The following is a 26,972-nucleotide window of genomic DNA, read 5'->3' as shown; positions in this document are numbered from 1 at the left end:
TCCTTGGACTTAGCTGACGGTGATGGTGCGCAGGAGCGAGTTCATGCCGCTCGCGGCGTCCCAGGTGGACTGGTTCGCGAAGCGCACGGAGTACTCGGGGCGACTGGACAGCTGCGGGTCGGGCAGGTTGAGGAACAGGGCGTAGGACCCGGTCGGCAGACTCGCGGGGACGGTGACCGTCTGCGAGATCGTGGTGGTGGCTCCGGCGGCCCAGCGGCGCGGGTCGGCGGTCAGCGCCAGCTTCTGGACGGCTCCGGTGGAGGTGTTGCGCAGGACGAGTTCGACCGGGTGCGGGTTGTACGGCGTGGCGAATCCCTCGTTGCGCACCGTGATCGTGATGGGCAGACCGCCGCCTCTGGTGGCTGTGGTCGGCAAGGAACCGGTCTGCAGGACGAAGCGGTAACCGAGACGCTTGGTGACGTCGGCCAGACAACCGCCGGTGCTCCAGGAGTTGAGCACGGTGGGCTCGTAGTCGGTGTTCAGGTAGGACCAGTGGAACTGGCCGAGCTCACTCAATGCTGTCGGGCAGGACGACCGGGGCGGGTTGGACGCGCAGGTCTCGCCGCCCATCGCGGTGTAGGTGGTCTCGGACTGCAGGTAGGGATACTCGACCGACGTGTTCTCGTAGGTGCCGAAGTCGTCGGGGCCGGCCAGGAAGCAGTCGTTGTGGTGACCCGTCCGGGACAGCCACGAGCCGTTGTAGGCCTGGCCGGACGCGATCGGGGTGGTCGAGTACATGGTGCGCTTGAGCTTCGGCGTCCGGAGCTGGACCATTCGGTCCGTCGGCAGCACGCTGAGGATCTTGTCGACGACGAGCTTGCGGTTGGCCCAGTCGGTCGCGCTGATCACCCCGGCGTTGCCGAAGTTCTGCGTGTAGTACCACTCGCCCCAGGCGCCGATGAAACCCGACTGCAGGACGGCGATGACGTCCTTGTTGCTGCTCAGGTACGGCGCGAGCTGGTCGAGGTGCGACTGGACCCGGGCCAGCGGCGCGTCGTCGCCGGCTGTGGAGGTGGTGTAGGCGAAGCGCAGCACCATTTTGAGTCCGGCCGCCCGGACCGTCGCGGCCTGCTGCTGGAACTGGTCCAGCGCCGCCTGGGAGATTGCCGAGTTCTTGAACTCGGCGAGGTAGAAGACGCACATCATCAGCGAGATGCCCTGGCTCGTGCGGTAGTTCTGCAACGTCGAGAGCGAGAAGTCGTTCTTGTCGCAGTCTCCGGTGTGGTGGTAGAGACCGCGCTCCGGGTTGGCGAAGTTGTCACCCGACGCCGTGTAGGTCACGTCGCCGGAGCCGCCGCCCCCGTTGTGGCTGTAGAGGTTGCCGTTCTCCAAGAGGTAGTTGGCGCCGACGCCGCTCTGAGCGAAGCCGCTCCCGGCATTGCGGTCGGTGTCGACGTAGACCCGCGCGAAGGCCGGCGTACCGGTGTAGTTGAACTTGTAGGTGACCGTGGTCGCGGTGTTCGTTGCCGACTGGCCACTGATGGCGGCGAAGGCGGAGGAAAGGGGGAGCAGGGCGGCGAGCAGCGTGCCGGCGACGACGCCGGCCAGCACTTCGAAGGGGCGGGCGGATCTCATGGCGGGTGCCTCCTAGGGGCGGGTAGGGGTCAGCCTTTGGTTCCGGTGGTGGCGATGCCTTGGATGAACTGGCGTTGCAGAACGGTGAAGATGGCGATGATCGGCAGCGATGCGAGCAGCGCGCCGGCCATCAGCACCGGGTAGTCGGTCTGGAACTGCCCTTGCAGGGAAGCGAGTCCGGCCGACAGTGTCATCTTGTCGGGGTCGGTGTTGACCACCAGCGGCCAGAAGAGGTCGTTCCAGGACCAGAGCAGGACGAGCAGGGACAGCGCGACCAGGCCGGGGCGAGCCAACGGCAGCACGATGGACCAGTAGATGCGGACCGGTCCCGCGCCGTCGATCGCCGCGGCCTCCTCGAGTTCCTTCGGCAGCCCGAGGAAGAACTGGCGGAGCAGGAAGACGCCGAACGCGCTGAACAGGCCCGGAACCACCAAGGCCTGCAGGGAGTTGAGCCAGCCGAGGTCCGCCATGATCTGGTACTGCGGGATGATGAACAGCTGCGGCGGCACCATCAGTACCGACAGCAGCACTCCGAACAGGACGTTGCGGCCCGGGAACCGCAGCCGGGCGAAGGCGTAGGCGGCCATCGAGCAGAACAGCACCTGGCCGATCGTTCGCAGTCCGGCCATCAGGACGGTGTTGAGGAACTGATGACCGAACGGGAGGACGTCGAACACTTTGCCGTAGTTCTCCCAGCGGCCTTCCGGTAGCAGCGACGGCGGCACGCTCGTTGCGCTGCTCAACGACTTCAGTGAGGTGATCACCTGCCAGACGAACGGCGCCACCATCGCCAGCGCCGAGGCGATCAGGATCGTGTGCACTCCCAGGTTCTTACGCATAGTGCACCCACCTCTTCTGGAACCGGAACTGCAGGGCGGTCAGGACCACGATCAGGAGCAGCAGCATCATCACGATGGCAGCGGCGTACCCCCGGTCGTTGGTGACGAACGCGCGGTCGTAGAACAACTGGACGACGGTCTGCAGCCGGGGGAAGGCCGGGTTGGCGCGGGCGGCCGCACCGGAGCCGGCCATCACGTAGACGAGGTCGAAGAGCTGCAGCGACCCGATCACCGAGACGACCGAGACGAAGAAGGCGGTCGGTGACAGCAGCGGCAGCGTGACGTGGAAGAACTGGCGGACCGGACCGGCGCCGTCGATCTCGGCCGCCTCGTAGTACTCCTTGGGGATCGCCTGCAGGCCGGCCAGGAAGATGATCAGGTTGTAGCCGACGCTGGCCCAGACGCCGACCACGACCAGCGCGTACAGGGCGGTGGCCGGGTCGGCGACCCAGTTCGGGCCGTCGATCCCGATCAGCGACAGCAGGTAGTTGATCAATCCGTAGTCGCCGTTGTAGAGCCACCGCCACACCATCGCGATGGCGACCGGCATGGTGATGACGGGCAGGAAGAACAACGTCCGGTACAGCCCGACGAACCGCATTCCCTTGCGGTTGAGCAGCACGGCGAAGCCGATGGCCAGCGGGATGCTGATCAGGCCGAGCCCGGTGTAGGTCAGGGTGTTCACCAAGGACCGGCCCACCTCCGGATCACTGACCATCCGTCGGTAGTTGTCGAGTCCCGTCCAGGTGTGACCGCCGAACGCACCCCACTCGGTCAGCGAGAAGTACGCCGTCTGGAGCACCGGCCAGAGGTAGAAGATCGCGATGCCCAGCCCGGTGGGGGCGATGAACGCGTAGCCCCACAGGGCCTCCTTGACCCGTCCGCGTGGCCGCCGGTTCCGGCCGCCGGGCGTGGCGGCCGTCTTGTGCCGCGAGGTTTCCTGCCGAGGAGTGATCGTGACCGCCATGTCATTCCTTGGCGAGCAAGGTGTTCATGGTCTGAGCCAGGTCGGTCGCGGCCTTGTCGGTGGGTTCCGCGCCGGTCCACGCCTTGGTGAGATGAGTGAGTTCGGCCTCGTTCCATGCCGCGCTGTTCTTCGAGACCGGGAACGGTACGGCGTAGCTGACCGAGTCGAGGAAGGTCTGGAGCTTGAGCTCAGGATGCGCCTTGACCCAGGCGGTCTGAGTCCCGTTGTACGCCGGGATCGGACCCTTCTGGCCGAGGAGCTCCGCGGCCTCCTTGGAGCCGAGGTACTTCACGAACTCCCACGCCTGGTCCGGGTGTTCGGTCTTGCCCGAGACGACGTTCGCGACCCCGTGGATGACCGTGGCCTGCTTCTCGCCGCGGGGCAGCGGGGCGACGTCGACCTTGCCCTTGGTGTAGCTGTTGCCGGTGAACTCCGAGACGTTCCAGGAGCCACCCCAGTACATCGCGATCTTGCCGGCCTCGAAGAGCTGGATCGGCGTGGTGTCGGTCATCGTCTTCAGGTCCGGGGACTGCTTGTTCTTGATCAGGTCGGTCCAGAACGTCAGGCCGGCGATGGTTTTCGGGTCGTCGTACCCCGACTTCTTGCCGTCCGGTGAGATGACGTAGCCGCCGGCCTGGGCGATCGTGTTGTACTGGTACTCCTGGAAGCTGCCCAGGTTGGCGGCGGTGCCGTAGATGCCCTTGGCCGGGTCGGTGAGCCTCGCCGTGGCGTCCTTGAAATCGGCCCAGGTCCAGTCGTCCTTGGGGTACGGGACCTTCTTGGCGTCGAAGAGCGACTTGTTGTACCAGACACCGACGGTGTCCATGTCCTTCGGTAACCCGTACGGCTTGCCCTCGAAGGTGTACAGGTCGGTCAGCGGCTTGGGGTAGACCGACAGGTCCGCCTGGCCGGGCATCGGGCCGATCACCTTGTTGGAGGCGTAGAGCTGGAAGTTCGGCCCGTTCATCCAGAAGACGTCAGGAGCCGCGCCGCCGGTCGCCGCGGCCTTGAGTTTCGTCCAGTAGTCCGCCCACGGGGTGAGCTGGACCTGGACGGTGACGTTCGGGTGGGTCTTGGTGAACTCGGCGGCCAGGGAGTCCATCACCGGCTTCTGGTTGGCGTCCCAGACGCCGTACGACAACGTCACCTTCGCGTTGGGGTCGGCGGCGGTCTTGTCGTCGCCACCTCCCGAACAGGCTGAAACGGCGAGCAGCGTTCCGATCAGTACGGCGCTCAGCCTCTTCGACATCCGCATCGTGATCCTCCAGACACATCCCGAGTGATTGGGACTAATCATGGAGTCCAGTGAAACTATGTCAAGGGGTCAGCACCCTCGGACATGCTGGTCTCGACCTGTTCGAGCGCCAGCCGGACCGCTCCGAGCACCACACCTTCGTCACCGAAGGTCGAGATCCGGATCTCAGGAGTGCGCAGGCACCAGCGGTCCAGTTCGGCGCGCAGTGGGGGAACCACCACGTCGGCGGACCGGGAGAAACCGCCACCGATCACGACCAGTTCCGGATCGAGGGTGAGGACCAGTGCGGAGACGCCGACCGCGATGTCGCGGGTGTACTGGCGGACGGCCTTGACCGCGCCGCGGTCGCCGGCGCGCGCGGCTTGGAAGACGTCCTCGACCTCGTCGTTTCCGCTCGACCAGGCGCGCAGGTGCTCGGGGGCCTTGAGCCAGCCGATCGCAGGCAGCGCGCCGAGCTCTCCGGCGGCGTTCCCGAAACCGCGATGCAGCTTGCCGTCGATGATCAGGCCGGTTCCGGTCCGCACGCCGGCCAGGACGAAGACCACATCCTTGGCGTAGCGGGCGACTCCCTGCCAGGACTCGGCGAGCGCGGCGAGCTTGCTGTCGTTGTCCACCCGGGTGGGCGCGGGCACCAGTCGACGGAGATGCTCGGCGAGGTCGACGCCCGTCCACTCGGTCAGGGAGTCGGACAGCATCACCCGGCCGGTGCCGTCGACCAGGCCGGTGGTGGCAACGCCCGTCGACCAGATCTGGGCGGGAGTGATCTTCGCGCCGCTGAGGGCGGCGGTCACGCATTTGTCCAGGGCGGCGAGGCGCTCCCGGCGGCCGAGCTCGGGCGTCACCGGCACACTGGTGGAGTGCAGCACCTCGCCGTCGAGGTCGGTGACCAGGGCGCGGATGGTGTGACCACCGATGTCGACCCCGAGCACCCGGCCGGCGTCGGCGCGAAAGCGGTAGCGACGAGCGGGACGACCGACGGTGCCCACGGTCGGCTCGACCTCGGCCACCCAGCCGCGTTCGACCAGTTCCCTGGTCACATCTTCGGTCGACGCCCGGGACAGGCCGGTGCGCTTGGCCAGCTCCGTCAGCGTCAGCGGCTTGTCGTCGCGCAGTGCGCGGATCGCTGCCATCGCGTTGAGCTGCCGGAGTCGAGACAGGTCGCCGCCACTGGGTTCCTCGGTCATCGCCGCCCCCTTGAGGATTGTCACTGTTGGTGCCAATAATGATGGACTCCTTAATAATTGCAGGAAAGGAATCCATGACTAGCGTGACTCTAGCCCTGGTCGGCGGTGGACTGCGGGGTCAGCTCTACGCGCGGTCGGCGGTCGGTTCCGGAGCGGCACGGGTGACCGCGATCGCCGAACCCGACCCGGCGCGCCGGTCGGCACTCGCCCTCGAGTTCGCCGTACCGGCCGATCACCTGTACTCCGACTGGGTCGAGCTCGCGGATGCGGGGCGGCTGGCCGACGCGGCGATCATCGCCACCCAGGACCAGATGCACACCGCTCCCGCCGTACGGCTCGCAGATCTCGGCTATCACCTGCTGCTGGAGAAGCCGATGGCCACCACCGAGGAGGATGCCGCCGCGATCACCAGCGCGGCACAGCGCAACGGGACCATCCTGGCGGTCTGCCACGTGCTGAGGTACACGCCGTACACGCGAAGTCTGAAGGACTTGCTCGACTCCGGCCGGATCGGGCGCCTGGTGAACGTGCAACACCTGGAACCCGTGGGTTGGTGGCATCAGGCACATTCCTTCGTGCGGGGAAACTGGCGGCGATCGGACACGTCGGCGCCGATGCTGCTGACGAAGGCGTGCCACGACCTCGACTGGCTGGTGCATCTGTTCGGCACTGCGCCGGCGCGGGTCAGTTCGTTCGGCAGCCTGACGCACTTCAAGGCTTCCGAGCGTCCGGCCAAGGCCGCGGCGCGTTGTCTCGACTGCCCGCTCGAACCGACCTGTCCGTACTCTGCCAAGCGCCTCTATCTCGGCTGCCTGGCCGACCCCGACCAGCAGTTCTGGCCGTTGGGCGCGGTGACGAACGACCGCACCGAGGCCGGCGTACTCGAAGCGCTACGGACCGGTCCCTACGGGCGCTGCGTGTATGCCTGCGACAACGATGTTGTCGACCACCAGGTGGTGAACCTGGAGTTCCCCGACGGTGGCACCTGCTCGTTCACGATGAGCGCCTTCACGCCGATGGAGCATCGCCGGACCAGACTCCTCGGCACTCATGGCTTCCTCGACGGCGACGGCCAGACCATCCGGTGGGTAGATTTCCGCACCGGCGAGGAAGAATTCCTCGCCGTACCGGAAGCGGATGGCGACGGGCACGGCGGGGGAGACGAGGAACTCACCAAGACCTTCCTCCATGCGGTCGAAACCGGCGACCCGACCCTGCTCCCCACCAACGCCGCCGCCAGCCTCGCCACCCACCGAGTCGTCTGGGCCGCCGAAAAGGCGCGGACCACAGGCACGGTGGTCACACTCGAAGGCTGAAGCCTGCTCACGGAGACGGAGAGTCCGCCACGTGCAGCCGCTCAGCGCACCAGACAGGGGCGCTTCGGGTCGAACGTCCAATCCTCGATCAGGTACTGCATCGCGATCGCGTCGTCGCGGGCGCCGAGGCCCTTGCTGAGGTAGAGCTCGTGCGCGGCCTGGAGGGCATCCCGATCCAGCTCGATGCCAAGGCCGGCGAGAACGCCACCCTTGAGCTTGAAATCGGCGAAGCCGTAGCGTTCCTGCGCTGCCTCGGCCAGCGCCACCACCGCGTCCGGCGTCACCGCTTCTTGACGCCGCAACTCCGACCACCGGTCGCCGCTGCCGTCACCGGTCAGGTACGGCAGCTCCGTGCTTCCGGGATCGCCGACGGTGGTGACGGCTACTTCTGCAGGCGGTGGCGGGTGTTCGAGAGGTGCACACGGGCCGCGGCCCTGGCGCCCTCGGGGTCGGAACGGGCGATCGCGTCGTAGATGTTCTCGTGCTCCGCGATGACCCGGGTGAAGTGGGAGGCGTCGGCGGGGGAGAACGACGGGTCCAGGCGGGTGCGCGGCAGCATGATCATCATCGGTCCGAGGGAGTCGAGCAGTTCCGAGTAGAAACGGTTGCCAGAGGCAACGGCTAGCTTGAGGTGGAACGCGAAGTCCGCCGCCACCAGCTTCCCGGGATTCTGCCCGGCCCGGCGGAAGTCGGTCAGCGCCCGGGCGATCGCCTTCAGTTGATGCTCGGTACGCCGTCCGGCCGCCAGCCCGGCGGCCTCGACCTCGAGCCCGATCCGGAAGTCGAGCAGGTCGAGGACGTCGTGGTGCGAGCGGATCCGGGACGCGTCGAGCGAGAACTCGTGCGCGGGCAGCGCGAGCACGAACGACCCGCGGCCCTGGAAGGTCTCCACCAGCCCGGCCGCCTGCAGCCGGGAGATCGCCTCGCGAACCACGGTCCGGCTGATCCCGAACTCCGCCGTCAGCGAACTCTCGGTGGGTAGTTTGCTGCCCGGTTCGAGTTCGCCCGCCAGGATTCGCTCCTTGAGCCGCTCGACCAACTCGTGCGCCAGGCCGCGCCCACCCTCGCGATCCAGGCCTTGCGGCTCGCCGTCGTGCCGGTCGTTCATAGGGTGCCGAAATCGCAGGTGTCGACGGTCCAGGCCTTGCACTGATCGCTGGTGGTGAACCCCAGCCCCGGCCGATCCGGCACGAGCATCCGTCCGTCCTTCGTCTCGAGGCGCTCGTTGAACAAGGGGTTGAGCCACTCGAAGTGCTCCACCCACGGCTCCCGCGGGTACGCCGCGGCGAGGTGCAGGTGGATCTCCATCGCGAAGTGTGGAGCGAGTTGCAGGCCGTGGTGATCGGCCAACGTCGCCAGCCGCAGGAACGGGGTGATGCCCCCGATCCGCGGGGCGTCGGGCTGCAGAATGTCCGCGGCGCGGGCTTCGATCAGCCGGACGTGCTCGGTGACGCTGGACAGCATCTCTCCGGTGGCGATCGGGGTGTCGAGGGTCGCGGCGAGTTGAGCGTGTCCCTCGGCGTCATAGGCGTCGAGCGGCTCCTCGATCCAGACCAGGTCGAACTGTTCAAGGGTCCGCCCGACGCGGAGCGCCGTGCCGCGATCCCACTGCTGGTTGGCGTCGACCATCAGCGGCACGCCGGCGCCGAGATGCTCGCGGACGGCGTGGACCCGATCCAGGTCGATCCGGCTGTCGGGCTGGCCGACCTTGATCTTGATGCCGCCGATGCCGTCGGCCAGCGACTCCGACGCCCGCTCCTTGACCTCCTCGATCGGCGCGTGCAGGAAACCGCCTGAGGTGTTGTAGGTGCGCACCGAGTCCCGATGAGCTCCGAGGAGCTTGGCCAGTGGCAGGCTCGCACGCTTCGCCTTCAGATCCCACAAGGCGATGTCGATGGCTGCGATCGCCTGAGTGGCGACGCCGGACCGGCCGACCGAGGCGCCTGCCCAGAGCAACTTGTCGTACAGCTTGGCGATGTCCGAGGGATCCTCGCCGATCAGGTTCTGCCCGATCTCCTTGGCATGGGCGTACTGCGCCGGTCCGCCGGCTCGCTTGGAGTAGCTGAACCCGATCCCGTGCTGGTTGTCCTGGGTGGCGATCTCGGCGAACAGCACCACGATCTCGGTCATCGGCTTCTGCCGCCCGGTCAACACCTTGGCGTCACTGATCGGCTGGTCGAGAGGGAGCACCACAGAGGACAGTCGGAGATGACGGATGCGATCGCTCATGGAGTCATCATACAAGTCCTCAACTTGTATGATGACTACACCTTGCCGCCAGCGAGTAGAGCCTTCTCGGCGGCCGCGGCGCTGCTCGACTCTTCTCGGTTGCGGATCCCCGCGGCGGGTACGTGATGCCTGATCGTTGGGAGGAGATCAGGTGCGTGAGTGGGGGAGTGAAGGACCGGCGGCTTGGACCGCAGAGTGGGAAATGCGTGGTGAGGTGGTGTTTCCTCAGCGCCGACGGTCGTTGTACTGGCGCCTCGGCCTGTTCGGGTTTCTGACCCTGAGCTCGGGTTGGCAGTTGGTGGACAACCTTCGCGATGAGACCGAACTGCCTTGGGACCGGATCGCGACCATCAGCGACCCCATCGGACGGTGGCTCTATGCGTACCTCAACGTGCGACCGGCCGACGGCAAACCTCGCCGGCTGCCGATCTCGCACATGCACGTCGCCGATCTTCGTCCGTTCGCGCTGTGGTTACGAAGCAGGTTGGAGGAGCAACGCGTCCTTGCCGGCGCATCAACTGATGATCAGGGTGGTCGCGCACGACCTGGGGATCTCTGGCGCACAGGAGACATGTAGGTGATGCGGGCCTATCTGCTCACCGCTCCGCGCTGGGTCCTCTGTCTGCTGTACGGCCTGCCCTTCGGCGCGGTCTTCCGCGCTGCGCGGCGGGGGCCGGTGCCTGCAGATTCCGAGGTTCGGGCGGCTGCGCTGAGAGTGGCTGAACGCGACTCGTCCAAAGCGATCCTCGGTGCGGTTATAGGTGTTCCTTTCGCAGTGCTGATGATCGTGGCCGTGTTCTCCCACAGGTACGGCTCAGCGCGACCACTCTTCGTGACCTTGGCAGTGCTGCTTGTCGTCGTTATTACTTACCAGGTCTATCAGTGGCGACACCTGAAGCGACGCGTCCAGCTGCTCACGCCGGCCGACGACTTGGTCTAGGACTCGGCTGTCGGAGTGGGCCTCATCCTGGGCGCGCGGCGGTGTCGGTGGACGTGACAGTTGGTCGGCAATCCAGCCGAACACCAGCAGCAGCAGGACTCCGACGACGTAGGTGACGAGCTGGATGAGGATGAGCATGCAGCTCATGGTTGCGAGGTTCGATGATGCTCGACAGTGGCAAGAATGCCGTCCTGCGATAGATTATTGTCATGCATCGGGTCGCAGTCGTTGCCGTTGATCGGGTGGACAGTCTCAATCTCGCGATCCCCGGGCAGGTGTTCGGCACCGCGAGCTCACAGGACAGACCTACGGGAGAGCTTTTCGGTGCTCCGCTGTATGAAGTGCTCGTGTGCGGAGTGCGTCCCGACCTCGTCGTGACCGGCCGCGGGGGAGTTGAGATGTTTCGGCTCACCGCGCCCCACGAACTGGCCGCAGCACTGACGGCCGACACAGTGATCGTGCCGGGTGCACGCCTGGATGCCGAACCAGCGGACGAGGTCATCGATCTCCTGCGGCAGGCGCACGGTCGTGGCGCGAGGGTCGCCTCGATCTGCAGCGGGGCCCACATTCTGGCCGCGGCAGGGCTGCTCGACGGACGGCGAGCGACGACACACTGGACGTCGGCCGGGTCCCTGGCTCAGCACTTCCCTCGGGTCGAGGTCGACCCCAACGTGCTGTTCGTCGACCATGGCGACGTGCTCACGTCGGCCGGGGCGGCGACCGGCCTCGACCTGTGTCTCCACATGGTGCGCAACGATTTCGGAGCGGCAGTCGCAGCCGACGTCGCCCGCCACATCGTCGTCCCTCCACAGCGCGCCGGCGATCAGGCACAGTTCATCGTGCACCGGGAACCCACAGCTGACAGCGGTTCGCTCGAACCGACGATGCGCTGGCTGCACGACCGGCTCGGCGAACCGTTGACGCTGTCCGACATCGCACACCATGCGGCCATCAGCCCGCGCACCCTCAACCGGCGATTTCGCGAACAAACCGGGATGACGCCGCTGCAGTGGCTACTCACTCAGCGCGTGCGCCACGCCCAAGAGCTCCTGGAGACCACGGCGCTGTCGGTCGAAGACATCGCCCGGCACTGTGGGTTCGGCACCGCGATCAACCTGCGCCAACACTTCACGCGGCGAGTGCACACCTCCCCGCAAGCCTACCGCCGCGCCTTCCAGCCACGCTGAGCGACGAACAGGTCCCACTCTCGGGAGCCAGGCGGAAATGGCCTGTCTCTGTTACGGCGCATCCTCGCCGCCTCTGCGGAGGTCGGCGGCAGGGATCCACTGGATGTGCCCGTCATGACCGCGCACTCGGCCGAGCCACTGCCCTTTTTCGCGGACCCACGCGTCCAGTTCACCCGGCTCCCATCCAACAGCGAACAGAACCGGCTCGACCGGGTCGGCTCGGCGTACGTCGCCGGCTGGCCGGGGGCCGTGGGCGTTGTACTGGAGGTCGAGGTCGGATTTCATGAGCTCGGCTGTAGCGGCGTCGACCAAGCCGCTGGCTCGCCAGCCGTTGACCGCGCCGTCCCATACTCCGTAGGTGCCGTCCCCGTCGTTCGACGGTCGCACCGTGAACCGTCCAAGCATGGGACCACCGTAGCTCATCTTCGAACAGATGTTCTATTCTCGGGGTTCACGGGAGGAACACGGGATGGGCTACAACAACCCTCCGGTCAAGTGGTCGGAGTTGGAGCGGCGGCTGTCGAACCGGTCGAGGCCGGGCAGCGACGGCGGCCGTCCCGCGGCTGGGGACGGTGGCGATTCCCCGGCGTGGTCGCAGCATCGCGGGCCGTACATCCCGGCCGAGGACGGTGAGCCGGCGGTTGAGCGGGCGGCGCGGCTGCGGGAGACGGCGGTGCCGTACGCCGAGTTGCATGCGCACTCGACGTTCTCGTTCCTCGATGGTGCGTCGCAGCCGGAGCGGTTGGTGGAGACCGCGGCCGACCTGGGGTTGCACGGGTTGGCGTTGACCGATCACGACGGGTTCTACGGGGCGGCTCGGTTCGCGGAGGCGGCGACGGCGTACGGGGTGCCGACGGTGTTCGGGGCGGAGTTGTCGCTGGATCTGACGGGTCCGCAGAACGGGGTGGCGGATCCGGAGGGGGCGCATCTGCTGGTTCTGGCCGTCGGGCAGGACGGGTATCACCGGTTGTCGGGGGCGATCACGGCCGGGCAGCTGGCGGGTGGGGAGAAGGGCCGGCCGGTGTACGACCTGGAGGAGCTGGCGGCACGGGGACGGGATCACTGGGTGGTGCTGACCGGGTGCCGCAAGGGGCTGGTGCGGCAAGCGCTGGAGGCCGGAGGTTATGCGCACGGCCCAGCCGCCGCGGGCGCCGAGCTCGACCGGCTCACCGCTTTGTTCGGGGCGGAGCGGGTGGTGGTCGAGTTGACCGATCACCAGTTGCCGACCGACTCGTCTCGCAACCGGGTCCTGGCCGATCTGGCTGCTGCAAGAGGGTTGCCGGTGGTGGCGACGAACAACGTGCACTACGCCCAGCCGCGGGATCACCGGTTGGCGGCGGCGCTGGCCGCCGTACGGGCTCGGCGGGATCTGGACGCGATGGACGGGTGGCTGCCGTCGGCGGGTACGGCGTTCGTGCGGTCGGGGGAGGAGATGCGGCAGTTGTTCCGGCGGTTCCCGGGTGCGGTGGAGTATTCGGTGCGGCTGGCCGCACAGTTGGGGTTCGATCTGCGGCGGGCGAAGCCGAAGCTGCCGTTGCGTGATGTCCCGGAGGGGCATTCGCCGATGAGCTGGCTGCGGCATCTCACCTTCTCGGGCGCGAAGATCCGGTACGGAACGCGCGACCAGCGCCCGGACGCCTATGCGCGGCTCGAGCGGGAGTTGGCGGTAATCGAGGAGAAGGGGTTCCCGGGGTACTTCCTGATCGTGTTCGACATCTGCCGGTTCGCGCGGTCGAAGCGGATTCTCTACCAGGGCAGGGGATCGGCGGCGAATTCGGCGGTGTGCTACGCGTTGGAGATCACGGCGGTCGACTCGATCTTGTACGGGTTGCCGTTCGAGCGGTTCCTGGCCTCGACCCGGGCCGAGGAGCCCGACATCGATGTGGATTTCGACTCCGATCGGCGCGAGGAGGTGATCCAGTACGTCTACGGCAAGTACGGGCGGGAGAACGCGGCGCAGGTCGCGAACGTGATCCAGTACCGGCCGAAGTCCGCCGTACGGGATGCTGCCAAGGCGCTGGGATATTCGGTCGGTCAGCAGGATGCGTGGTCCAAGCATGTCGATGGTTGGTCTTCGGAGATCGAGGCAGGGGAGATGCCGGAACGGGTGGTAAGTCTGGCGTCGGAGTTGCTGAAGTTCCCGCGGCATCTGGGGATTCACTCCGGTGGGATGGTGCTGACCGAGCAGCCGGTCGGGCAGGTGGTGCCGATCGAGCATGCGCGGATGGAGAAGCGGACCGTGCTGCAGTGGGACAAGGACGACTGCGCGTGGATGGGGCTGGTGAAGTTCGACCTGCTCGGGCTGGGGATGCTGGCGGCGTTGCAGTACTGCATGGATCTGGTGCGTGAGCACACCGGTGAGGACTGGTCGCTGCACACGATCCCGAAGGAAGAGGCCGGGGTCTATGACCAGCTGTGCCGGGCGGATTCGGTCGGGGTGTTCCAGGTCGAGTCGCGGGCGCAGATGGCGACGTTGCCGCGGTTGCTGCCGCGGCGATTCTATGACCTGGTGTGCGAGATCGCGCTCATCCGGCCCGGCCCGATCCAGGGCGGCGCCGTTCATCCTTATATCCGGCGGCGGACGGGGGAGGAGGAGATCACCTACCTGCACCCGAAGCTGAAGCCCGTGCTGGAGCGGACGATGGGGGTGCCGCTGTTCCAGGAACAGCTGATGCAGATGGCGATGGCCGTCGGCGACATCGACGGCGATGAGGCCGACCTGCTGCGGCGCGCGATGGGGTCCAAGCGCGGGATCGAGAAGATCAGTTCGCTGAAGACCAAGCTGTACGCCGGGATGGCGGGCAACGGGATCACCGGCGACCTGGCCGACGAGATCTACGACAAGATCGAGGCGTTCGCGAACTTCGGGTTCGCCGAGTCGCACTCGATCAGCTTCGGGCTGCTCGTCTACACCTCGACCTGGTTCCGGCTGCACTACCCGGCCGCGTTCCTCGCCGCACTGTTGCGGGCGCAGCCGATGGGGTTCTACTCGCCGCAATCGCTCACAGCCGACGCTCGCCGGCACGGGGTCGAGGTCCGCCGGCCCGACATCCAGCGCTCCGGCGCAGACGCCGCCCTGGAGAACCTGGTCGACGGCCAGGAAGTCACCGGCCCCACTGGAGATCCGGCCTGCCTGGTCGACCCGCAGCCCGTCGTCGGCGACTTCGATCCGCACGCGGATCCTGACACGACGCCGCATCGTCGCGACGGCGCGTACGCCGTGCGGCTCGGGCTGGCCGAGGTGCGTCACGTCGGCACCAAGGACGCCGAGCGGATCGTTGCCGAGCGCAACTCCAACGGTCCGTTCGCCTCGATGGCTGATCTCGTACGGCGTACCGGCATTACCGCCAAGCAGGTGGACGCGTTGGCGACTGCTGGTGCGTTCGAGTGTTTCGGTCTCGACCGGCGCCAGGCGATCTGGGAGGCCGGCTCTGCAGCCGAGGAACGCGCGGACCGGCTGCCGGGGATCACCGCGGCCGGACCACCGCCGATGCTGCCCGGGATGTCGGAGGTCGAGACCGACATGGCCGATCTCTGGTCGACCAGCATCACGCCTACGAGTCACCCCGTCCAGCGGATCCGCGCCCAACTCCGTGCTGAGGGCATCTTGTCCGCCGCCGAGCTCCGCCAAGCCGACGACGGGTCCAAGGTCCGGGTCGCCGGCGTCATCACCCACCGCCAACGTCCCGCCACCGCCTCCGGCGTCACCTTCATGAACCTCGAAGACGAAACAGGGATGGCCAACATCGTCATCTCCGTCGGCGCCTGGAACCATCACGCCAAAGTCGCCCGCACGGCCGCCGCGATCATCGTCCGCGGCCGCGTCCAACGCACCGGCCAAGTCGTCAACCTCAACGCCGAGCACATGGAACCGTTGCCCTTGGCAGCTAAAACCAAGTCCCGTGACTTTCGCTGACTGTCGCTGACGGGCGGTCAGCGGGTAGGCCGGTAGGTCGCGAGGGTGTCGGCCAGGGCTTGGTCGATGGGCGTGGCGTGGAGGTTGAGTTTGTCCGCGATTTTGGTGCTGTCCACGATGAACGGTTGCTCGAACAGGTACTGCATCTCGGTGAGTTCGCGGACGGTTGGGTTGAAGGCTCCGAGGGCGCGGAGCAGTAGTGGAGGCATGACGCGGAGCTTCGTGCGCGATTGTCCGGCGTGTTTGTAGACGATGTCGACGAGTTGGCGCGTGGTGCGGGTGGCTGGGTCGTTCGGGAGGTGCCACACCTGGCCGGGGGCGTCGGGGTGTTCGCCGAGTACGGCGAGTGCTTCGCCGATGTCGGGGATGTAGGTGTAGGTGTGTGGCTGGTCGGGATCTCCCAGCACGGTGGCGGCCTTGCCGGCCAGAGCGGCGGGGAAGACGCGATCGCCGAGATTGGATTGCGCACCGCCGCGTGGTCCGAAGTAGTCGGATGCGCGGCCGATCGCTACCTCGACGCGGCCGGCGATGTGGGCTGCGAGTAGTTCGCGCGCCATGCCTCCTCGGAGTTGTCCTTTCTTGGTGTGAGCGTCGTAGGGGTGGTCCTCGGTGAACGGGTGGCCCGTGGGACGCCCGTACATGTAGACGTTCTCCATGCTGACCAGGCGTGCGCGGGTGGCTTCGGCGGCGGCGAGCACGCTGGCCTGCAGAGCGGGGAACTGTTCCGTCCATTCGGAGTACGGCGGATTCAGCGTCTGGTAAACGACGCGGGCGCCGTCGGCGGCGCCAGTGGCGAAGGCGGGATCGCGGGCGTCGCCGCCGATGACCTCGACGTCGTCGGGGACAGGTGCGCGTCCGGAGCGGTTCACGAGCCTGACGGTCTCGCCGCGGGCGTGAAGCGCAGCGAGCAACGCGAGACCGATTGCGCCGGTGCCGAAGATGACGTGCGGTGGCGTGCTCATACTTCGGTCGCGATCCGCGGCTGCGTGGGAGTCGGTCCGGCCTCGGCGCGGTACGGCAGCAGGTGGTGGAGCAGCAGGCCGGACAGGGCGGAGAAGGTGATTGCTCCGTAGGCGCCGTAGATCGTGAACTGGTTTTCCACGCTGATTCCGCCGATGGTGGTCACGGTCCAGCCGAGCGCCCACAAGATCGGCAGGGCCGCGGCCCATGCCCACCGCTGGCGGGTCTTGGCTGGTAGCGCGAGTGTTTGCGCCGCGCCTAGGACGACGCCGGTGAGGACGCCCATCAAAGCCAGGTCGCCCAGTGTGGTGCCGTAGCTGACGGTCGTGGCGCCGAGCAGGAGACCCAGGCCCATACCGATCGCGGTGGCTGGTATCCAGGTGCGCGGATCGAGCCGTCGGCGGCTGACCAGCACCTGTCCGGCTCCCAGGACGGCACCGGTGACCACACCACCGAGCAGTGCGGCGAGGGCGTCGTTCACGCGTCCGGCGGTCAGGTTGCCGGCGATGCCGGCGATCGGAAAGGCGAGGAAGCCCGCGGTCCACAGCATCCAGGTTCGGAGGAAAGCGGGTGGTGGTGGTGTTCGGTTCACAGTTCTCAGCTCCTGGGGTCCGCGCCGCCGGCCCGAGCGGTGAGCCCGACGAGGTCGGCGCTCACCTCCCACAGTCGCGCGGCGACCGTTTCGTCGTAGCTGCGGCGGGACGACCGCGTGGCCTTGCTGTTGGCGTAGTAGCGGCCCGACATCTGCTCGATCTGCGGCGCGGATGCTGTGTGGATCGAGGTTGCTGCTCCGTGGGCGGGGGATTTCATGAAGGGGCGCAGGATCGGGACGAGCAGCCGTTGGGCTCGTCCAGGGTCGCTGGCACCGAAGGAGGTGCTGACCAGGCCGGGATGTACTGCGTTGGCGGTGACTGTGGCGTGCCGCAGTCTCCTGGCGAGCTCGTAGCTGAACAGGATGTTGGCGAGTTTGGACTGGTTGTAGGCGCGGGCGCCGGAGTAGGACTGTTCGCCCTGCAGGTCGTCGAAGTCGATGCGCCCCATCGCCTGCGCGTTGGAGGAGACGGTGACTACGCGGCCGGCGGTACTTTGCTTCAGGCTCTCGAGGAGCAGGTTGGTGAGGAGGAACGGTGCGAGGTGATTGAGGGCGAAGGTGTGCTCGAGTCCATCAGCGGTGAGGTGGCGTGTGTTCCAGTAGCCGCCGACGTTGTTGATCAGTACGTCGATGCGTGGATGGCGCTGGAGCACCTCGGCGGCCAGTCGCCGCACTTCCCGCTGGGAGGACAGGTCCGCGACGAACAGGTCCACGTCCTGACCGCCCGCTGCCCGGATTTCGCGAGCGGTGTCTTCGGTGCGCGCTGGGTCTCGTCCGGCGATCAGTACCCGGGCGCCCAGCTTCGCCAGGCCGAGTGCGGTCGCCTTGCCGATTCCTCCAGTGCTACCGGTGATCAGAACAGTCCTGCCGCTCATTGGCATCACCGTTCACCCGCCGGAGCAGCAGGACGCCGCCGTACTGTTGCTGATCGTGCCCATGCGAACCGCCCTCAGCACGGCACGAAACTGTGGCAACCCTGAGGGGTTGCTGAGCGCAAGATCTGACCGCGCTGGCCACAGCATGTTCCTTTCCACCAGCCCTGTCCAGGCTCGACAGCAGCAGCGCCGAGACGCTGATGGTAGACAGGACTCGCGAATAGGCACATGCTGCAGATTGAGTCGCGTTTGGCGTGCGGTGACCCGGTCAGGGTCGCTCGGCCGTGTCGGCTCCGGGTGGGATTCCACATGAGCATCGACGTAGATCGACGCAGTAGCACGGCAAGTGACCGGAAGACCGCCACCTTGACGGGGTGGTTGATGGTGATCACCTTCGTCACCTCGATTCCGGCGTTCTTCTTCCTGTACGCCCCTGTCCGGGACAATCCCGGGCTGATCACCGGGACGGGCGCCGACCCCACTGCGAGTGTGGCGTTGGGCGCTGTCCTCGAACTCGTCCTCATCGTCGCCAGCCTCGGCACCGCCGTCGTGCCCTACGCGATCTACAAGCGGTACAGCGAAGGCCTCGCACTGGGATACGTCGCCGCGCGCCTCGTGGAGGGCATCTTCACTGCCATCGGCATCCTCAGTCTGCTCACGTTCGTGTACATGCGGCAGGAAGGCACGGCCGACGCCGCTCTCGGTCAGGCGTTCGTCGCGATCTACGACCGGGCGTTCCTGATCGGGCCAGGGGTTGTCGTCGGCGTCTCGAACGGACTGATTCTGGGCTATCTGATGTACCGGACCGGTCTTGTGCCGCGGAAGCTGGCGATGTTCGGCCTGGTCGGAGGTCCGTTGATCATCCTGTCGGGAGTCGCGGTCATGTTCGACATCACCGACCGCGGGGGCGCACTGCAGGCCCTCGCGACGATCCCCGAGTTCATCTGGGAGCTGTCGTTCGGCATCTACCTCATCGTCAAGGGCTTCAAGCCCGCTCCGTAGCCCGGCCGCGGGCACATCTGCCCGTACAGAGCACGAGAAAGGCCATCGGTGCGCGGGGCACCGGCGTCGGTTCCGCCCCCAGATCCTTCAGAGGAACTCCATGGCCACCAGCACCACGGCAACCATGCGCGCGATCATCCAGCACGGCTACGGCACGGCCGACGTCCTGCACCCGGAGCGGATCGACCGGCCCGAGATCTCCGGCACCGAGGTGCTCGTCCGCGTGCACGCCGCCGGTCTCGACCGCGGCACCTGGCATCTGATGACGGGTACGTCGTACTTGCTTCGCCTCGCGTTCGGGCTCAGGGGACCGAAGAACCCGGTGGCGGGACGGGACGTCGCGGGCACGGTCGAAGCTGTCGGCCCGGCGGTGACCAGGTGGTCGGTGGGGGACGAGGTGTACGGCGTCGCGCCGGGATCGTTCGCCGAGTACGCCGTAGCCCGCGAGGACAAGCTCGCCCGTAAGCCCGCCGGCCTGTCCTTCGAGCAGGCCGCGGTGGTCCCGATCTCCGCGCTGACCGCGCTCGCCGCGGTGACCGCCGGCCGGATCGAGGCCGATCAGCACGTCCTGGTCACCGGAGCGTCGGGCGGGGTCGGCAGCTACGCCGTACAGCTGGCGAAAGCCTTCGGTGCCGAAGTCACCGGCGTTGCCAGTACCGCCAAACTCGACCTGGTGAAAGCCCTCGGTGCGGACCATGTCATCGACTACACCCGCGACGATTTCGCGGCGTCCGGCCCGTACGACCTGATCATCGACATCGCCGGCAATCCGTCCCTGTCCCGGCTGCGCCGCGCGCTCACGTCCACCGGCACAGCGGTACTCACCGGCGGTGAGGGCGGCGGCAAGCTGACCGGCGGCATGCACCGCCAGTTGGGTGCCCTGATCACGTCGGTGTTCCTGCGCCAGCGACTGACCATGGTCGTCAACAAGGAGAGCGGCAGCGCCCTCGAGCGGATCACCGACCTGATCGACACCGGCCAGGTGACGCCGAGCCTCGAGCGGACCTTCGCCCTCGACGAGGTGCCGGACGCGATGCGTCACCTCACCGCCGGCAACGTGCGCGGCAAGGTCGCCATCACCATCTGAGCCGGCTCGGCAGGACACCATTTCCACGGGAGCAACAATGACCACTCCACCTTGTCCATGATCACCATCGACGGACTCACCAAGACCTACGGCACCACGCTCGCGGTCGACGACGTCACCTTCACCGCGGCCTCTGGCCGGGTGACCGGCTTCCTCGGCCCGAACGGCGCCGGGAAGTCGACCACGATGCGGATCATGGTCGGACTCACCCGGGCCACCTCCGGGCACGCCACGATCTCCGGCCGCAGGTTCGCGGACCTGCCGAACCCCGGGCTCGAAGTGGGCGTCCTGCTCGACGCGTCCGCCCAGCACGCCGGTCGTACCGGCCGGGAGATCCTGACCCTCGCCCAGCAGTACATGGGCTTGCCGCGCGCACGCGTCGAAGAGATGCTCGCGGTGGTCAGCCTGACCCCGGACGAGGCCGGGCGGCGGGTGGGGGAGTACTCCCTCGGCATGCGTCAACGCCTCGGCATCGCGACCGCCCTGATCGGGGACCCCGAGGTGCTGATCCTCGACGAGCCCGCCAACGGGCTCGACCCGGCCGGCATCCGCTGGATGCGCGACCTGTTGCGCGGGTACGCCGACCGTGGCGGAACCGTGCTGCTCTCGTCGCACCTCCTGCACGAGATCGAGGTCATCGCCGACGACATCGTGATGATCGGCCTCGGCCGCATTGTCTCGCAGGGTTCCAAGACCGATCTCCTGCGGGCGGCCGGCACCGTCGTACGCGCCGCGGATATGGCGCAGCTCGAACAGGCTCTGGGCGCCGCGGGACTCGTCACGACCCGAGCCGGGGACGGCGCGCTGCACACCGACGCAGAGGCCGCACACGTCGGCGTAGTCGCCTTCGGGGCCGGTATCGCCTTGACCGAGTTGCGCGCTGCCGAAGGCGCCGGGCTCGAGGAGATGTTCCTCGAACTCACCTCCGCCAGCCAGCGAGAAGGAGTACCGGCATGACCGCTATCGCTGTGCAGACCGTCCGAGCAGGACGCACCACCACACCACGCATCCCGCTGAGCCGAATCACGGCAGTCGAACTCCGCAAGATGTTCGACACCCGCTCCGGCTTCTGGCTGATCGCCAGCATCGCCATCTCCGCTGTCCTCGCTGCCGGCGGCGTGATCCTCTTCGCCCCCGACGACCAGCTCACCTACTCCACCTTCGCGACCGCGATCCGTTTCCCGGTGGTGATCATCCTCCCGCTGATCGCGATCCTGGCGGTCACCAGCGAGTGGAGCCAGCGGACCGGGCTGACGACGTTCACACTGGTCCCGCACCGGGGCCGGATCATCGCCGCCAAGGCGATCTCGTCGGTGGTCATCGCCATCGCCGCGATGGCCCTCACCTTCGCGGTCGGTGCTCTGGGCAACTTGTTGAGTGCCGCCGTCACCGGTACCACTCTGGTGTGGGACGTGAGCGTCACCCAGTGCCTGTACTACGTACTGGGCATGGTCTTGAGCCTGTTGATCGGATTCATGCTCGGTGTGCTCTTCCGCGCGTCGATCGGTGCGGTCGTCGCCTACTTCGTCTACACCTTCTTCCTTCCGACGATCTTCGGCCTGCTGGCGAGCAGCCAGCAGTGGTTCCACGACCTGCAGCCGTGGATCGACATCCAGTTCGCCCAGAGCGGCCTGTTCGTCTTCGACAAGACCCTGACCGGGGAGCAGTGGGCCAACATCGGCGTCACCGGAATCGTCTGGCTCGTGGTCCCGCTGCTCGTCGGACTCCGCCAGGTGATGAGAGCCGAAGTGAAGTAGCAGGCAAGCTCGCGCGCCACCGTCCCGGCCAAGGATTTCGACGGCTTCCCGGGCACTCGGTACGGACTTGGTCTCGCCTGGCGGCCGGCGAAGGGTTGCCCGGCCGGCCTCTGGCACCATCACGGGAACACTCCCGGCATGGGCTCCCGCAACGGGGTCACGGCGGACGGCGGGCGAGCAGTCGCCGTGTCCATCTCCACACAGCGCGCAACCGTGGCCCAGCAGACGCAGGACGAAGCTGCCAGGACCTTGGTGGACAGCGTTCTGTGCGGCTAGCTGGATGAGCGGTCAGGATCGGCCGACATCAACTGAGACCGGCGTGGCTTCAGGCGCTGTCGCCGCTCTCGCGCCGCCGACGGCGCCGAGCCTTGCGAAACGTGAGACAGTTGGCGTACATACCCGCCCCGGGTTCACACCCGCGGGCGCCTTCGGCCCGGCGCGGACGCCGCCTCATCCTGGCGCGTTTCACCGCTCCCGGTCATTTCGCACCACTCCACGCCAGGACCAGGTACGAACACCACCCCACAAGGGAGATCTCTTATTACCGCTTCCGCGCTCACGCCGATCCTGGCCGCTCCTCGCAGCCTCACCGACATCTACGGCCCCGGTATCGCCGTCTGCGCACGCCCTGCTCAGGAACCGACTGTTCCGTCGAGCAGGCATCGGAACACCCGCGACGTCCTGTCCGCCCGCCCCCTCGCCATCGCGGCTGACACTCCCGTCATCACCAGCGCGGGCGGCACTGAACCCAACCTCCTCGCCGCCCTCCGCGACGGCGGCCTGCCCGTCGGCACCGATCCACGCGAGTTCCGCAGCGAGGCCGAGTTCGCCGCCCGCGTCACCGAAGCTCTCAGCGACGGCCTGCTCATGTCCATGGAGTACCCGCAGCCCACGGCCCTGTATCCCGACGAACGCTCCGTGAAGAGCGCCGAGCTCGTCGGCTACCTCAACAACAAAGCCAGCATCAGCACCTTCGTCGACCCCCGCTTCCAGGCCCGCCGCCAGATCGTCACCATCGACGAGCTCGCCGAAGCCATCCCTGCCGAGAAGTCCTGGGTGCTCAAAGCCGCCACCAACGCCGCTCACGGCGCCAGCCTCGACGTCTACCTGCACCGAGCAGGGGACCCGGTGGTCCTGCCCGCGTTCACCGGCATCGTCACCGAGGTGGTCGTCGAGGAGTACCTGGACATCCACCGCAACTGGGGCGTCCAGCTGTACGTCGCCGCCGACGGCCGGGCCCGCCTGCTCGCCGTGACCGACCAGCGGATCGACGCCGACGGCGTCTACACCGGCGGCCGCTTCGGGCTCATCGTTCCCCTGCCCGCCGACCTGCTCACCGAGTGCCTGGCGATCGCCCAGCGCGCCGCCGACGTCGGCTACCGCGGCATGTGCAGCCTCGACTGCGCCCAGACCTACGACGGCGGACTCGTCATGCTCGACCTCAACTTCCGCATCACCAGCGGGTCCATCCCGCTGCTGGCGCTGCACACCATCCGCCCCGACGCCCTGGACAGTCCGTCGGAGTCGACGAAACTCACCACCACCGCATCCATCGCCACACTGCTGGCCGAGCTGCGGCCCGTGCTGCAGCGCGGAGGACTCATCGTCACCGGCGGCCACGACACCCGCCGTACCGACAACACGATCAACCAGACCACGCTGCACCTGATCGTCTTCGGCGACGATCCTGACGACGTCACCACCCGCCGCACCAAGCTCGAAGCCTTGTACAACCACTGACGCGGAGCGCGGGTGGTTGGTAGTGGGTGTTGGTGCGGAGCACGGCGAACAGGACGGTGAGGGTTGCGAAGGCGGAGGTGACCGCCCTCCGCCCCGCGCGCCTCACCACGCCGTGCAAGGGGGCGCTTGACCGGCCGATCGACCGGTCAGCGCTCGTCGACGATTTCGCCGTTCAGGGCGTCGGCGTCGGCGGTGAACGACTGAACGGCCGCTGCCTGCGGCGAGCCCGCTGCGGGGAAGGCCGCCGCCATCTGCTCGAACGAGTCCCAGTGCCAGGTATCGCGGTAGGTCCCGTCCTCCAGGCGGATCAGCTGAACCTGCGCCAGCCCCGGGTGCTCCGTCCGCAGGTCGGCGACGAGGGCCGCCCGCAGGCTGAGGAACTCGTTCAGGTCGTCCGGGCTGACCCGGTAGGTGTGCATTCGTACGGTGATCGTGTTCATCGGGTTCTCCTCGAGAGGTGGTTGCTCAGCCCCAGGCGCCGGCGATCTGGCGGGTGGTGGCGTTGAGGCGGTTGAACAGGTTGGTCACGCCGATCATCAGGACGAGCGCTGCCAGTCCGCGCTCGTCGTAGTAGCGGGCGGCCTCGTCCCACACCTGGTCGGAGACGCCGCCTGCGGCGTCGGCCAGCCGGGTCGCGGCCTCGGCCAGCTCCAGCGCCGCTCGCTCGGCGTCGGTGTAGTACGGCGTCTCGCGCCAGGCCACGAGCGCGGCGAGCCGGTCGTCGGTCTCACCGGCCTTGCGGGCCGTCTTGGTGCCCCCGTCGACACACGCGCTGCAGCCGTTGACCTGGCTGACCCGCAGATGGACCAGTTCGAGGGTCGTCTCCGGTACGCCGCCCAGCTTCGCCGCGCCCATCAACTTCTGGGCCGGGCCCATCGCCTCGGTGATGACCATGACCGGGTTCTTCATCCGTGACTGCATTGTCGGCTCCTTCTCGGTTCGTGTCTCGGTCGGTTCTTGTTCGTTGTGAACACGACAGATCGGACCATCGGAGCCAGTGCCACAGCCAGATCCGTGGGACACCGTGGGACAGCGGAACGCCCTCCCACCTGCACTAAGGTGCGGGGAGACGAACGTCCCGGGGTGGGACACCGCTGGAGGTGGGAGTGACACAACGGGCCGCGTCGCCCCGAACCGAGCTCGCCGGGCGATTGCAGGCGATCCAGGAGCTGTCCGGGCGGAGCCTGCGTGAGCTGGAACGGGCCACCGGCATCAGTTCGTCGTCGCTGTCGCGGTACTTCGCGGGCCGCAGCCTCCCACCGTGGACCTCCGTGGTCGCGCTCTGCCGGCTGGTGCAACGCGACCCCCGTCCCCTGCGCGAACTCTGGGAGCAGGCCTCCCGGCTGGCACCGGCGCCACCGCAGGCCCGCCCCAAGGTCGCCGGCCGCAACGATCTCCCGCTGGATGTCACCGACTTCACCGGGCGGCAGGCGGAACTCGACGCCGTCCGGGCGAGCCTCGCCGCCGGGCGTGCGGTGGCGATCGACGGAATGGCCGGAGTCGGGAAGACCTGCCTGGCTGTGCATCTGGCTCATCAGTTGGCAGCCGAGTACGCCGATGGCCGGCTCTACCTGGATCTGCACGGCTTCACCCCGGGCCGTGAACCGCTGGATCCGGCGAACGCGGTACGGATGCTGCTGGCCGCTCTCGGGGTCGCGGTGCCGGGCGAGTCGGGAGGACTCGAGGAGTTGGCAGCGCGGTGGCGGGCTGAGTTGGCAGATCGCCGGGTTCTCGTGCTGCTGGACAACGCGGCCACCGCCGAGCAGGTCAGACCGTTGCTGCAGGGTGCCGGAGCGAGCGCGGTCCTGATCACCAGCCGCAATCGGCTGGTCGAGCTCGATCGCGTCCCACCCGTTTCGCTGGCGGTGCTCGACGACGCCGAGGGGATCGAGCTCCTCCGCCACGCAGGCGGCCCCGGCGACCGGGTGGCGAACGAGCCCGACGCCGCAGCCGAGGTGCTGCGGCTCTGCGGCGGGTTGCCGTTGGCGATCAGGTTGTCGGCGGCACGATTGCGGCATCGACCGGGCTGGACCGTCGGCGTACTGGCGGACCGGCTGCGCGCCGGTTCGGACCACGTCGACACAGCGCTGTCGATGTCACTGCGGCAACTGGACCACGCCCAGCGGCGCTCCTTCCGGCTGCTCGGTCTGTTGCTAGGAGCAACCTTCGACGACTACACCGTGGCTGCGCTGACCGGTCGTCCGCTCGCGGTGACCCGGGCCGCGCTGGAGGATCTGGTCGACAGCCATCTCGTGGAACAACCGCAAGCGGGTGTTTATCGGCTCCATGATCTGGTTCGCGCGTACGCCGGTCGGCTCGCGGCCGCCGAGGAGTCGGCGGCGGAGCAGCGACAGGCCGTCGTACGGGTGCTGGACTACTACGTGCACACCGCTGCCGCGGCGAGCAAACTGCTCCGGTACGCGTACCCCGAAGACGTGCCGCTGTCCTGCCCCGAGCCGGCTGCCATGCAGGCCTTTGCCGACCAGGACGCCGCGCTCCTCTGGTTCGACCGCGAGTACTCCAATCTCGTCGAGGTCCTGGCGGTCGACTCGGATCTGCACGTCAGCCGCCTGCCACGTCTGCTCCGCCCGTACTACTTCCGGCGCGGAGCGTCCGCCGACGAGAACCGCCTGCTGGACCTCGCCCTGGCAGCCGCCGAACGGCTGGCCGATCCGGCGCTCGTCGCTGCCGTCCACGCGGACCTCGGATTCGCCCGCTACAGCGCAGGCCGCTTCCCGGAAGCCTTGCGGTCCTACGAATCGGCCGCGGCCGCGATGCCCGCCTCGGCCTCCTTGGCGGTTCGCCGCGGCTACCTGCACCAGGATCTTGGCGAGACCGCTCGGGCGATGGCGTTGTTCGAGCAGGCCGCTCAGCTCTTCGCCGCCGACGACCAGCCGAAGGGTGTTGCGCACGCGACGGCGTTCCAGGCTTGGGCGGCGTACCAACTCGGACGGCTGGACGAGGCTGCCAGCCTCGCCGGGAAGGCCGCCGCGCTGCACCAGGACGCGGCGGACTGGCCGCCGCCGATCACGGCGCTCGTCACCCTCGGCGCGGCGACCGGAGGCACCGACCCCGAGGGAGCGATCGCGTACCTCACCGAGGCGCTCCGGCTCGCTCGCGAGGACGACCACCTGCAGAACCAGGCCTGGTGTCTCAACTATCTGGCCGTCGCGCTCCGCCAGGCCGGCCGGTACGACGAGGCACTTGCCGACCACCGCAGGGCACTGCAAATCGTCGAGGACTCCACCGAGCGCCAATGGGCGGTGAATTTCCTGAACAGCTACGCCGAGACCTGCAGGGCAGCTGGTCTCGTCGACGAAGCGCGCGAGGTCTACCGGCAGGCGCTCGACCTCGCCGAATCCACCGGTTACGCCGACGAGGCCACCGTCGCTCGCCAAGGCCTCACCAGCGTCTCCCAGTAGCCTTCTCCTAGGGAGACTCGATGTCTGCCTAGCCTGACTCACTTCAGCGCTGCGGCAGGTGCGGTTCAGGCTCGGTGATCTGACGGCACAGGGCCGAAAAGGTCTTTCGGCGTCGATCGGGGGACCGGG

At 67.6% G+C, this 26,972-nt stretch carries 25 protein-coding genes; 10 read left to right on the top strand and 15 right to left on the bottom strand.

Annotation, left to right across the window (positions count from 1 at the left end):
• Positions 1-9: 9 nt before the first annotated feature.
• From ACYVIO_RS35675 to ACYVIO_RS35655, 5 genes are all read right to left on the bottom strand, one after another.
• Entirely contained in the window at positions 10-1,575 is a 1,566-nt protein-coding gene (locus ACYVIO_RS35675) for a DUF4832 domain-containing protein (protein WP_460655379.1), read from the bottom strand.
• Between the two features lie 29 nt (positions 1,576-1,604).
• Positions 1,605-2,414: a carbohydrate ABC transporter permease gene (locus ACYVIO_RS35670; RefSeq protein ID WP_460655378.1), complete on the bottom strand. Its 810-nt coding sequence runs from the start codon at positions 2,412-2,414 to the stop codon at positions 1,605-1,607.
• Positions 2,407-3,381, bottom strand: a complete 975-nt coding sequence (locus ACYVIO_RS35665) for a carbohydrate ABC transporter permease (protein ID WP_460655377.1) — start codon at positions 3,379-3,381, stop codon at positions 2,407-2,409. Before ACYVIO_RS35665 ends, ACYVIO_RS35670 begins: the two co-directional genes overlap by 8 nt.
• Before the next feature lies 1 nt (position 3,382).
• Positions 3,383-4,630: an ABC transporter substrate-binding protein gene (locus ACYVIO_RS35660; protein ID WP_460655376.1), complete on the bottom strand. Its 1,248-nt coding sequence runs from the start codon at positions 4,628-4,630 to the stop codon at positions 3,383-3,385.
• Positions 4,631-4,692: 62 nt separating this feature from the next.
• The gene (locus ACYVIO_RS35655; RefSeq protein WP_460655375.1) at positions 4,693-5,820 is read right to left on the bottom strand and encodes an ROK family protein; all 1,128 of its coding nucleotides are present in this window, start codon (positions 5,818-5,820) and stop codon (positions 4,693-4,695) included.
• A gap of 74 nt (positions 5,821-5,894) precedes the next feature.
• On the opposite strand from ACYVIO_RS35655, the gene ACYVIO_RS35650 reads away from it, so the two are divergent.
• On the top strand, positions 5,895-7,136 hold the full coding sequence (locus tag ACYVIO_RS35650; protein WP_460655374.1) for a Gfo/Idh/MocA family protein: 1,242 nt from the start codon (positions 5,895-5,897) through the stop codon (positions 7,134-7,136).
• Between the two features lie 41 nt (positions 7,137-7,177).
• Here the strand turns inward: ACYVIO_RS35650 and ACYVIO_RS35645 are convergent, their stop codons facing one another.
• The 3 genes from ACYVIO_RS35645 to ACYVIO_RS35635 all read right to left on the bottom strand — a co-directional run bounded on the left by ACYVIO_RS35645 (position 7,178) and on the right by ACYVIO_RS35635 (position 9,365).
• Positions 7,178-7,420 (bottom strand): hypothetical protein, encoded by a 243-nt coding sequence (locus ACYVIO_RS35645; RefSeq protein WP_460655373.1) that lies wholly within the window; start codon positions 7,418-7,420, stop codon positions 7,178-7,180.
• Positions 7,421-7,518: 98 nt separating this feature from the next.
• The gene (locus ACYVIO_RS35640; protein ID WP_460655372.1) at positions 7,519-8,244 is read right to left on the bottom strand and encodes a FadR/GntR family transcriptional regulator; all 726 of its coding nucleotides are present in this window, start codon (positions 8,242-8,244) and stop codon (positions 7,519-7,521) included.
• Positions 8,241-9,365, bottom strand: coding sequence for an L-talarate/galactarate dehydratase (locus tag ACYVIO_RS35635; protein WP_460655371.1), 1,125 nt, complete (start codon positions 9,363-9,365; stop codon positions 8,241-8,243). Before ACYVIO_RS35635 ends, ACYVIO_RS35640 begins: the two co-directional genes overlap by 4 nt.
• Positions 9,366-9,516: 151 nt before the next feature.
• On the opposite strand from ACYVIO_RS35635, the gene ACYVIO_RS35630 reads away from it, so the two are divergent.
• Positions 9,517-9,942: a hypothetical protein gene (locus tag ACYVIO_RS35630; RefSeq protein WP_460655370.1), complete on the top strand. Its 426-nt coding sequence runs from the start codon at positions 9,517-9,519 to the stop codon at positions 9,940-9,942.
• Between the two features lie 237 nt (positions 9,943-10,179).
• Here ACYVIO_RS35630 and ACYVIO_RS35625 read toward each other — a convergent pair whose 3' ends face one another.
• Entirely contained in the window at positions 10,180-10,443 is a 264-nt protein-coding gene (locus ACYVIO_RS35625; protein WP_460655369.1) for a hypothetical protein, read from the bottom strand.
• A gap of 71 nt (positions 10,444-10,514) precedes the next feature.
• Between ACYVIO_RS35625 and ACYVIO_RS35620 the strand changes: the two genes are divergently transcribed.
• On the top strand, positions 10,515-11,492 hold the full coding sequence (locus ACYVIO_RS35620) for a GlxA family transcriptional regulator (protein ID WP_460655368.1): 978 nt from the start codon (positions 10,515-10,517) through the stop codon (positions 11,490-11,492).
• A gap of 51 nt (positions 11,493-11,543) precedes the next feature.
• Here ACYVIO_RS35620 and ACYVIO_RS35615 read toward each other — a convergent pair whose 3' ends face one another.
• A complete protein-coding gene (locus ACYVIO_RS35615; protein ID WP_460655367.1) occupies positions 11,544-11,897 on the bottom strand; it encodes a hypothetical protein in 354 nt (117 codons plus the stop codon).
• Between the two features lie 64 nt (positions 11,898-11,961).
• Between ACYVIO_RS35615 and ACYVIO_RS35610 the strand changes: the two genes are divergently transcribed.
• A complete protein-coding gene (locus ACYVIO_RS35610; protein ID WP_460655366.1) occupies positions 11,962-15,408 on the top strand; it encodes an error-prone DNA polymerase in 3,447 nt (1,148 codons plus the stop codon).
• A gap of 17 nt (positions 15,409-15,425) precedes the next feature.
• On the opposite strand, the gene ACYVIO_RS35605 is transcribed toward ACYVIO_RS35610, so the two are convergent.
• From ACYVIO_RS35605 to ACYVIO_RS35595, 3 genes are read right to left on the bottom strand one after another with little or no spacing between them, the layout of a single operon-like run.
• A complete protein-coding gene (locus ACYVIO_RS35605) occupies positions 15,426-16,370 on the bottom strand; it encodes an NAD-dependent epimerase/dehydratase family protein (protein ID WP_460655365.1) in 945 nt (314 codons plus the stop codon).
• On the bottom strand, positions 16,367-16,960 hold the full coding sequence (locus ACYVIO_RS35600; protein WP_460655364.1) for a hypothetical protein: 594 nt from the start codon (positions 16,958-16,960) through the stop codon (positions 16,367-16,369). Before ACYVIO_RS35600 ends, ACYVIO_RS35605 begins: the two co-directional genes overlap by 4 nt.
• A gap of 5 nt (positions 16,961-16,965) precedes the next feature.
• Positions 16,966-17,835 carry an SDR family oxidoreductase gene (locus tag ACYVIO_RS35595; RefSeq protein ID WP_460655363.1) on the bottom strand — a complete coding sequence of 290 codons (870 nt, stop codon included), beginning with the start codon at positions 17,833-17,835 and terminating at the stop codon, positions 16,966-16,968.
• A 309-nt stretch (positions 17,836-18,144) separates the two neighbouring features.
• On the opposite strand from ACYVIO_RS35595, the gene ACYVIO_RS35590 reads away from it, so the two are divergent.
• From ACYVIO_RS35590 to ACYVIO_RS35570, 5 genes are all read left to right on the top strand, one after another.
• Positions 18,145-18,837 carry a DUF4386 domain-containing protein gene (locus tag ACYVIO_RS35590; RefSeq protein WP_460655362.1) on the top strand — a complete coding sequence of 231 codons (693 nt, stop codon included), beginning with the start codon at positions 18,145-18,147 and terminating at the stop codon, positions 18,835-18,837.
• A 100-nt stretch (positions 18,838-18,937) separates the two neighbouring features.
• Complete coding sequence (locus tag ACYVIO_RS35585; protein ID WP_460655361.1) at positions 18,938-19,924, top strand: NAD(P)-dependent alcohol dehydrogenase; 987 nt, start codon at positions 18,938-18,940, stop codon at positions 19,922-19,924.
• A gap of 57 nt (positions 19,925-19,981) precedes the next feature.
• Positions 19,982-20,881 (top strand): ABC transporter ATP-binding protein, encoded by a 900-nt coding sequence (locus tag ACYVIO_RS35580; RefSeq protein ID WP_460655360.1) that lies wholly within the window; start codon positions 19,982-19,984, stop codon positions 20,879-20,881.
• Positions 20,878-21,681, top strand: a complete 804-nt coding sequence (locus tag ACYVIO_RS35575; protein ID WP_460655359.1) for an ABC transporter permease — start codon at positions 20,878-20,880, stop codon at positions 21,679-21,681. The genes ACYVIO_RS35580 and ACYVIO_RS35575 overlap by 4 nt, the downstream gene beginning before the upstream one ends.
• Positions 21,682-22,554: 873 nt before the next feature.
• Positions 22,555-23,421: an ATP-grasp domain-containing protein gene (locus tag ACYVIO_RS35570; protein ID WP_460655358.1), complete on the top strand. Its 867-nt coding sequence runs from the start codon at positions 22,555-22,557 to the stop codon at positions 23,419-23,421.
• 146 nt (positions 23,422-23,567) lie between these two features.
• On the opposite strand, the gene ACYVIO_RS35565 is transcribed toward ACYVIO_RS35570, so the two are convergent.
• Together ACYVIO_RS35565 and ACYVIO_RS35560 are read right to left on the bottom strand one after the other, a co-directional pair.
• A complete protein-coding gene (locus tag ACYVIO_RS35565; protein ID WP_460655357.1) occupies positions 23,568-23,861 on the bottom strand; it encodes a hypothetical protein in 294 nt (97 codons plus the stop codon).
• A gap of 25 nt (positions 23,862-23,886) precedes the next feature.
• On the bottom strand, positions 23,887-24,342 hold the full coding sequence (locus ACYVIO_RS35560; RefSeq protein ID WP_460655356.1) for a carboxymuconolactone decarboxylase family protein: 456 nt from the start codon (positions 24,340-24,342) through the stop codon (positions 23,887-23,889).
• 185 nt (positions 24,343-24,527) lie between these two features.
• On the opposite strand from ACYVIO_RS35560, the gene ACYVIO_RS35555 reads away from it, so the two are divergent.
• Positions 24,528-26,843 (top strand): ATP-binding protein, encoded by a 2,316-nt coding sequence (locus tag ACYVIO_RS35555; RefSeq protein WP_460655355.1) that lies wholly within the window; start codon positions 24,528-24,530, stop codon positions 26,841-26,843.
• The last annotated feature ends 129 nt before the right edge of the window (positions 26,844-26,972 follow it).

The organism is Kribbella endophytica, assembly GCF_054781295.1.
The sequence above is the reverse complement of the archived record's forward strand: the minus strand, read 5'-3'. Positions and strand labels throughout refer to the sequence as shown.

Bases quoted from the DNA above. Each gene is read 5' to 3' on its own strand.
- ACYVIO_RS35675 (WP_460655379.1), bottom strand. From the start codon at position 1,575: ATGAGATCCGCCCGCCCCTTCGAAGTGCTGGCCGGCGTCGTCGCCGGC.
- ACYVIO_RS35670 (WP_460655378.1), bottom strand. From the start codon at position 2,414: ATGCGTAAGAACCTGGGAGTGCACACGATCCTGATCGCCTCGGCGCTG.
- ACYVIO_RS35665 (WP_460655377.1), bottom strand. From the start codon at position 3,381: ATGGCGGTCACGATCACTCCTCGGCAGGAAACCTCGCGGCACAAGACG.
- ACYVIO_RS35660 (WP_460655376.1), bottom strand. From the start codon at position 4,630: ATGTCGAAGAGGCTGAGCGCCGTACTGATCGGAACGCTGCTCGCCGTT.
- ACYVIO_RS35655 (WP_460655375.1), bottom strand. From the start codon at position 5,820: ATGACCGAGGAACCCAGTGGCGGCGACCTGTCTCGACTCCGGCAGCTC.
- ACYVIO_RS35650 (WP_460655374.1), top strand. From the start codon at position 5,895: ATGACTAGCGTGACTCTAGCCCTGGTCGGCGGTGGACTGCGGGGTCAG.
- ACYVIO_RS35640 (WP_460655372.1), bottom strand. From the start codon at position 8,244: ATGAACGACCGGCACGACGGCGAGCCGCAAGGCCTGGATCGCGAGGGT.
- ACYVIO_RS35635 (WP_460655371.1), bottom strand. From the start codon at position 9,365: ATGAGCGATCGCATCCGTCATCTCCGACTGTCCTCTGTGGTGCTCCCT.
- ACYVIO_RS35625 (WP_460655369.1), bottom strand. From the start codon at position 10,443: ATGCTCATCCTCATCCAGCTCGTCACCTACGTCGTCGGAGTCCTGCTG.
- ACYVIO_RS35620 (WP_460655368.1), top strand. From the start codon at position 10,515: ATGCATCGGGTCGCAGTCGTTGCCGTTGATCGGGTGGACAGTCTCAAT.
- ACYVIO_RS35615 (WP_460655367.1), bottom strand. From the start codon at position 11,897: ATGCTTGGACGGTTCACGGTGCGACCGTCGAACGACGGGGACGGCACC.
- ACYVIO_RS35610 (WP_460655366.1), top strand. From the start codon at position 11,962: ATGGGCTACAACAACCCTCCGGTCAAGTGGTCGGAGTTGGAGCGGCGG.
- ACYVIO_RS35605 (WP_460655365.1), bottom strand. From the start codon at position 16,370: ATGAGCACGCCACCGCACGTCATCTTCGGCACCGGCGCAATCGGTCTC.
- ACYVIO_RS35595 (WP_460655363.1), bottom strand. From the start codon at position 17,835: ATGAGCGGCAGGACTGTTCTGATCACCGGTAGCACTGGAGGAATCGGC.
- ACYVIO_RS35590 (WP_460655362.1), top strand. From the start codon at position 18,145: ATGAGCATCGACGTAGATCGACGCAGTAGCACGGCAAGTGACCGGAAG.
- ACYVIO_RS35585 (WP_460655361.1), top strand. From the start codon at position 18,938: ATGGCCACCAGCACCACGGCAACCATGCGCGCGATCATCCAGCACGGC.
- ACYVIO_RS35580 (WP_460655360.1), top strand. From the start codon at position 19,982: ATGATCACCATCGACGGACTCACCAAGACCTACGGCACCACGCTCGCG.
- ACYVIO_RS35575 (WP_460655359.1), top strand. From the start codon at position 20,878: ATGACCGCTATCGCTGTGCAGACCGTCCGAGCAGGACGCACCACCACA.
- ACYVIO_RS35570 (WP_460655358.1), top strand. From the start codon at position 22,555: ATGGAGTACCCGCAGCCCACGGCCCTGTATCCCGACGAACGCTCCGTG.
- ACYVIO_RS35565 (WP_460655357.1), bottom strand. From the start codon at position 23,861: ATGAACACGATCACCGTACGAATGCACACCTACCGGGTCAGCCCGGAC.
- ACYVIO_RS35560 (WP_460655356.1), bottom strand. From the start codon at position 24,342: ATGCAGTCACGGATGAAGAACCCGGTCATGGTCATCACCGAGGCGATG.